Source organism: Microcoleus sp. K1-B1, assembly GCF_036704705.1.
GTDB lineage: Bacteria > Cyanobacteriota > Cyanobacteriia > Cyanobacteriales > Microcoleaceae > Microcoleus.
This window is the reverse complement of record NZ_JAUBSH010000152.1, coordinates 1-7779: the sequence shown is the minus strand read 5'-3', so window position 1 is coordinate 7779 and position 7779 is coordinate 1. Positions and strand designations below refer to the sequence as shown.

The 7779-nt window shown below is 48.6% G+C and carries 1 protein-coding gene and 1 pseudogene; one reads left to right on the top strand and one right to left on the bottom strand.

The features are described from left to right. Positions 1–166: 166 nt before the first annotated feature. On the bottom strand, positions 167–3346 hold the full coding sequence (locus QUA83_RS29470) for an MASE1 domain-containing protein (protein ID WP_333297717.1): 3180 nt from the start codon (positions 3344–3346) through the stop codon (positions 167–169). Positions 3347–4036: 690 nt separating this feature from the next. On the opposite strand from QUA83_RS29470, the pseudogene QUA83_RS29465 reads away from it, so the two are divergent. Next, positions 4037–7779 (top strand): annotated as a pseudogene (locus tag QUA83_RS29465) (CHAT domain-containing protein); the annotation flags it as partial.

The window sequence follows — 7779 nt, the reverse complement described above, 5'->3', positions numbered from 1 at the left end:
ACTGTTGACTGTTGACTGTTGACTGTTGACTGTTGACTGTTGACTGTTGACTGTTGACTGTTGACTGTTGACTGTTGGCTGCTGACTGTTGGCTGTTGACTGTTGACTGTTGACTGTTGACTGTGAGTCGAAAAACTTTGCGGTTGCGCGGATTTTAGATTAGAGATTAAAGAATTGGGAAAGATCGATCGTCCGAGTTGACAACAGGTAGCGAAAACCAGAAAGTCGAACCACCGCCGGGAGTGCTTTCGACACCGATCGAGCCGCCGTGAGCTTTGATAATTTGCTTGGAGAGGTACAATCCCAAACCCAACCCTGTTAATTGTCGGCTATTAGGGTCTTGAACGTAAAGTTCAAAGAGAGATTCCCGCTGTTTGGCGCTGATTCCCACTCCATTATCTGTTACACTACAGCGAACCATTTTTACGGTGACACCCGGCAATTTGCTGCCGATATTGGCAATTTGGCCCTGATAGCGGGGCATTTTGCAACTGCCGTCGAGGTTAAATTTGGCCAGGGTTTCCTGATTTTTATGGGTGGTTTCGCCCATCCTAGGACGATCGCCCGCAGCAGATATCCCGTTAGCGATACAGCGGGCGATCTGAGTAGTTTGAGATGTTAAAACCTGGGAATTTTCTTCATAAATTAGCGCTGTTTCAACTTCAATTACCTCGGCTTTAAAAGTTATATTGACTCCCGGAGGATTGTGTTTAATAGCATTAGTCAACAGATTTTCTAGCACCCGCTGCAAGTGTTGGCGATCGGCATTGACTTGTGGCAAATCCGCCGGAATATCCTGAGTCAAAGTTGCTTGATTTTTGGCCAGCATCGGTTCTAAATCGGCAATAATGGCTGAAGCTAAAGGCGGCAAATGCAGCGGTACAGTATTGAGAACAATCCCTTTGACCTCGCTAGCGTGAGCGTCGAGCAGGGCATTAACCATAGTCAACTGGTGTTCGCTGGCCTGAACGATGCGCTGCAAAATCGATCGAGAAACCGGAACATCTTGTAGAGAGTCAGAAGGCGATTTGTTGAGCAAATTTTTCAGCAGTATTAACATTCCCATAACAGGAGTGCGGAGATTGTGAGAAACTGCGTGCAAAAATAGGTCTTTCAGGCGATTGCTTTCTTGCAACTCGTGCATTTTTTGCTGTAGTTGGTGGGTGCGTTCCTCCACTTGAGATTCCAAGTTGGCATTGAGAGCTTTTACCTGCTGCAAAAGTTGGGCTTGCTGTAGTGCGATCGCCACTTGGGTAGCGAGTTTTTCCAACAAATCAATTTCAAATTCCTGCCACTGGCGGGGCCCAGAGCACTGGTTGACGGCCAAGATCCCGAACAATTCATCCCCCAGGACGATCGGCACATTTAACGTCGCTCTAATTTGATAGTCGCTGTACAATTGGGCAATTGGAACGCTGAGTTGAACGCTAGCAGTATCGGAGAGAGCTCGGACGCGGTTGTTAGCATAAAAAGTTTTCTGGCTTTCGAGGTGATTCTCGTCAGCGAGTACCCACCCCAAAAGAGAACGGCATTGGCCTGCCACAGACTCGGCCACAACCTTACCGTACACCGGGCTAGGAAGATTTACCCCGTCCGTGTCCACAATACCGATGAAAGCGCGGTCTGCCTTGAAAAATTGCCGGACTTCGGCAACAGTAGTGTTGAGAATTTCTTCGAGGTCGAGGGAGTTGCGAATTCGCAGGGCGATTTCTGAGAGCAAGCGATCGCGATCGGAGGACGCCCGCAAAGCGGTTTCCGCGCGGTGGCGTTCGGTAACGTCTTGGACTGTCGCGGCGATCGCCCCTGACTCAATTGCCGACTGTTCGCAGACAGTGCGTTCTGAGCCATCTGCCAGCACAATTCGGTAGTTAATGCAATAGGCTTGGCGCTCCAACATAGCTTGGCGCTGCGATCGCGCCACCAAATCTCGATCTTCTGGATGTACGGCCTGCAAAAAAACTTCTGGTGTCGGTTTGACGGTTCCAGGAGCAAAACCCAAGAGGCGGTAAAGTTCGTTTGACCACCGCAATTCGATATGGGATATACGATCTTCTGCGGATTCTTCGGAGTTGTCAGTTGCTGTGAGGGCGGCGCAATTTAAATCCCAATTTCCCAACTGAGCGATGCGCTGAGCGTTGGCTAAACTAGCTTCGCGATCGCGCAGCATGGCCGCCGTGCGGCGCACCTCCACCAGCGCTTGCTGACGTTCTGCTACGGCGGCGGCCAACATCAGAGCCACAAGGGCGATCGTACCGGTAAAAGCTTGTAAAAATAAAACCGCCTGTTTGAGATTATCGCTTTTGGCCAAAAACGGGCCGCCTCCCTGTACTGCTCCCCAAATCGCGATGTAAGAGACGATCGAATAAGCAAAAATCGCTCCCGCCGATTGAAACCGCAGGGCAGCCCAAACTATCAGAGGAAAAGGCAGATACTCCAGCGGATACTGAGCGATCGCCGCTTGTGTTTTTGAGCAAAAAAACAGCCAGCTTACGCTCAGCAATAGAGTCAGCCAGAGCGCTATTTCTGAATAGTTAATAATTAAAAATAGAAGATTATAGCGGTTTTCAGTTGCAGACAATCTGCTTGAATATTTTGTAACTTTTGATTGGTTAGTGTTCCAGTAGTTTAAAAATGCTTTTAAACTTGAAATAATTCGAGATTTTTTCTCACCTGTTACACCATTGTCAAGAACAGGCAAGATGCCTGTTCCACAATCAAATTCATCTCTTGTGGAACAGGCATCTTGCCTGTTCCTAAACAAGTAATTGAGAATAGTGAAACATCTAAGTTTTAGTGGAAATTTAAAACTATTAACGGCGTGGTTCAAAGTCAGCAGCACAGGCGTCACAATCAAAATCCCCATACCGTCTCCGAGCCACGTAGTCCACCAGTTGCGAGAGAAATTGCTCCACTGAGCCCAACCAAAAATGCACGTACCCAAGTTGCCGAGGATAGAACCCACAAGAGTAGACCCGATGACAGCGCCCGCTACTAAAGCCAGAACATCTCGCAATCGATCGAGTTTAGTAGAAAATCCGCTCCAAGTCAGCAAAGCCTCTCCAGCCAGCGCTTGCAGGGTAACGCTAAAGGCCGATGTGGCAATGACAGCCGACGGTATACCGCCGGTAGAGTTTAACAGCACTGAACCGAGGACAATTCCCGGCCACATCCGTCGCCCTTGCAGTAGCAGTGCCGCTAGAGCAATACCGGCGGGCGGCCACACGGGGGAGGGTTCGGCTTTCACCAGTCCCAGCATCGACGCTGCGAGTTTTCCGGTAACAAAGTAGGCCAGCGCCAGGATGCCGGTGTACAGAAGCTTTCGAGTGCGGCGGTTGAGCAGTTTCATGTTTAGGTGCGATCGAATCCTCCATTCCTAGTTTTAATTTAGGCGGCTTTGGGGCGATCGAACTTCCTCCTGACGACTCACCTGACTGGGGGAGTGGGGGCTTTCATGGGTAGGGGGGAGAGCTTTCTTCGCATTGGTGTAAACTTAAGCCTCAAACCCCTGAGAAATCTCGCTTTTAGCTAACTGCTCGATCCCCCTAAATCCCCCTTAAGAAGGGGGACTTTGAGAAGACTCTTGTCCCCCCCTTCTTAAGGGGGGCTAGGGGGGATCGAGCCGTAATCGTCAGACACCAGACTGGTACTACGTTTGACATTAAGTTGACACCAATGGTTGCTTCGGTCTCCGTGCAAAAGTGACAGTCAGCCAGTGAAAAGATAATAACATTGACGAGCCAACGCCCCGCCGCCGATACAAGTTACATCCCTTAACGTCCTTGCCTCACCCTTGACGCAGCCAATGACAGACAACCATTATGAAAAATGATAGAGTTTCTCTTTAACATAAATAATTTTTTCTGACAACTAACCCCCAGCCCATCTTAATTTTAATGACCTCGGTAAAAAAATGAGCCAACGCTAAGCAGATTTGCCTATCCAAAAAGAAACTATAGCTTTTGGCTTTTACGGATTCGCTAGAGAAAGGTTTAGTTGACCCCCCTCTCCCAATTCTTAATTCTCCCAAAAAACAATTATGCTGCGAGATAAATATCGAAAAGTGCATCGCTGTCTCCCTCTGATGATGGGAGTGGTATTCGCTACTACCTACAGCATCCCCATCAGCGGCCAACCCAGGATTCCCACACCATCTCAATCACCGGCAACAGAAAACCCCAACCCATCAGGAACGCAGCAACCCGTCCAAGCATTTGGCGGGCAAGTCGCCATGTTTCTGGGGCATGAGGATAGGCTCATCAGTGCCGTATTTAGCCCCGATGGTCGGCAAATCCTCACTGCTAGTACAGATAAAACCGCCCGCTTGTGGGATATCAAAGGTAATCTCCTGACTGTGTTCCGGGGGCATGAGGCAGAAGTCACCAGTGCAGTATTTAGTCCCGATGGTCGCCAAATTCTCACCACCAGTCAGTATGAAGCCCCCCGCCTGTGGGATACTTCTGGCAATCTCCTCAAAGACTTCCGGGGGGCTGATGATCGCAGTAATCTTAGAAGTGCAGTATTTAGTCCCGATGGTCGCCAAATCCTCACCGTTAATATGTTTGCGGATAAAGCCGGCATGTGGGATAAACTCCGTTTGTGGGATACCAAAGGCAATCTCAAAGCAGAGTTCCAGACCAGAAGTGGCGGATCAGGAGGCTTCCTAAAAGCCGTATTTAGCCCAGATGGTCGCCAAATCCTCACCACTGGTTATGATGGAACCGCCCGGTTGTGGGATATCCAAGGCAATCTTCTCAAAGAATTCCAGGGGCATACGGCTCCTGTCCTCAGTGCAAAATTTAGTCCCGATGGCAGGCAATTTCTGACCGCCAGCCAGGATAAAACTGCCCGCCTGTGGGATACCAACGGTAATCTCCTAACCGAGTTCCAGGGGCATGAAAATCATGTCAACCATGCAATATTTAGCCCCGATGGTCGCCAAATCCTCACCCTTAGTTCGGATGGAACCGCCCGCATTTGGGATACTAAAGGTAATCTCCTGACTGTATTTGGGCAGCATGGAGATTCAGACTGGAGTTCTGTATGGACTGTCACAGGATTTAGCCCTGATGGTCGCCAAATTCTTACCAGTAGTCGAGATGGAACTGCTCAAATTTGGGATACCAAAGGTAATTTGCTAGCAAAGCTGCGGGGGCATAACGATATAGTTAAAGCAGCATTTAGTCCCGATGGTAAGCAAATTCTCACTATTAGTTGGGATAAAATCGCTCGCCTGTGGGACGTATCAGCTGTTCTGTCCGCTCAAACTGAGCAAATAGCTGCTAGAGAAACCTTGCAGCAAGGCGTATCTAAAAATAATGCTCAACTGGCAATATTCCAGGGACATAAAGAGCGTGTCAAGAGTGCAGTATTTAGTCCTGATGGTAGGCAAATTCTCACCGCTAGTGATGATAAGATTGCACGGTTGTGGGATACCAAAGGCAATCTTTTGGTCAAATTCCAGGGACATGAGCAAGGAGTCAGCAGTGCCATATTTAGCCCCGATGGTCGCCAAATTCTCACCTCTAGTTATGATGGAAACATCCGGTTGTGGGATATCAAAGGCAATCTCCTGCAAAAGTTCCGGGGACAAGGCATTCGAGTTACCAGTTCAGTATTTAACCCTAGTGATAGTCGCCAAATTATCCCGAGTCAAATTGTTAGTGCAGTATTTAGCCCCGATGGTCGTCTAATTCTCCCCAACGATAGTTCTTATCCTGCCAACCTATGGGATACCGAAGGCAATCTTTTAGCACAGTTGCGGGGACCTGATGGGATACATGAATTGCGATTGATAGTTAATAGTGCAGTATTTAGTCCCAATGGCAAGCAAATCCTCACCGCCAGCGTAGATAAAACAGCCCGGTTATGGGATACCAAAGGTAATCTTCTCAAAGAGTTTCGATTAGGGAATGAGGGGTCAGCCAACAGTGAAGTAATTAGCCCCTTTGAGGATGAGGGGTCAGTTAACACCGCAGTATTTAGCCCCGATGGTAGCCAAATCCTCACCGCCAGTAATGATGAAACAGCCCGCCTATGGGATATCAAAGGTAATCTCCTAGCCGAGTTCCGGGGGCAGAAAGAGCAGATCGAAAAAGCCATATTTAGCCCGGATGGTCGTCAAGTCCTCACTACTGGTATAAAAAACGCCCGCTTATGGGATACAAAAGGTAATCTCCTCGCTGAGTTCCGGGGACATGAGAAAGTCGTCAACAGTGCCGTATTTAGTCCCGATGGCAGTCAAATCCTCACCGCCAGTTTGGATGGAACTGCACGAGTATGGGATACCAAAGGCAATCTCACGACCGAGTTCCGCGGACATGAAAGAGGTCTCACAAGTGCAGTATTTAGCCCCGATGGTCGGCAAATTCTAACCGCCAGTGAGGATGGCACCGCTCGGTTATGGGATTTATCAATCGCTCGCGCAGCCCAAGCCGAGCAAACAGCTTCTCTACAAAACTCTCAGGAAAGCGTATCTAAAAAGAACGCTCAACTAATAGAGTTACAGGAAGATAAATATGGGTTCAGCCGAGCAGTATTTAGCCCAGATGGTCGTCATATCCTCACTAGCAGTCATCAAATCATTACTATAGATCCCACAACCATTAATAAAATAGCGAGCATTGATCCCACTAGCAGTCATAGAATCGCCCGGTTATGGGATACCAAAGGCAATCTGTTAACTGTTTTTCCGGGTGATGTCGAAAGCGCCGTATTTAGCCCAGATGGTCGGCAAATCCTCACCGCCAGCGGTAAAACCGTTCGCCTGTGGGATAACAAAGGCAATCTCCTAACTGAGTTTCAGGGCCGTGAGCATAGAATCGAAAGTGCAGTATTTAGCCCGGACGGTCGTCAAATTCTCACCGCTAGTATGGATAAAACCGCCCGTCTGTGGGATACCAAAGGTAATCTCTTGGCTATATTCCAAGGACATCAAAGTTATGTCAACAGTGCAGTCTTTAGTCCCGATGGTAGTCAAATCCTCACCGCCAGTTTAGATAAAACCGCCCGTCTGTGGGATACCAAAGGCAATCTCCTGGCTGTGTTCCGGGGGCATGAGAACAGTGTCGAAAGTGCAATCTTTACCCCAGATGGTCGCCAAATTCTCACTCTAGGCAGTAATTTCCACGGAAATGCCCGCCTGTGGGATACAAAAGGTAATCTCAAAGCAGAGTTTCGGGGGCAGAAGGATGTAGATAAAGGTTCCAGTCACGATGAGAGTGCAGTATTTAGCCCCGATGGTAGTCAAATCCTGATCACCAGTAACGATAGACTTTCCCGCCTGTGGGATATTTCTGGCAATCTCCTAGCAGTATTGCGAGATCATGACAGTTCTGTCAACAGCGCCGTATTTAGTCCCGATGGCCGGCAAATCCTCACGGCTAGTCAGGATAAAACCGCCCGTCTGTGGGATGCAAAAGGCAATCTTCTAGCGATATTTCGAGGACATGAGGATGGAGTCAAGCGTGCAGAATTTAGCCCTGATGGGCAACAAATCCTCACAGCTAGTCAGGATAGAACTGCCCGTGTATGGGATATTGCTACCGGCATCAAAGTTTCTGCGGCTGAAGTAGCATTTATCAAAGGAACTCAACTTTCTAGCCAAAGCACTGTGGAATCTAAACAACTTGCACTGGCAAAGTTAGAAGAAGCCCTCGCACTCTATCGTACAGAGAGAAACTACGCCCAAGCCACACTCACTCTCCTTTCAATGGGTAAAATTTACGCCCATTTCGGACAATTTCAATCTGCCCTAGACTCCTACAATCAAGCATTACCCTT

Bases quoted from the DNA above. Each gene is read 5' to 3' on its own strand.
- QUA83_RS29470 (WP_333297717.1), bottom strand. From the start codon at position 3,346: ATGAAACTGCTCAACCGCCGCACTCGAAAGCTTCTGTACACCGGCATC.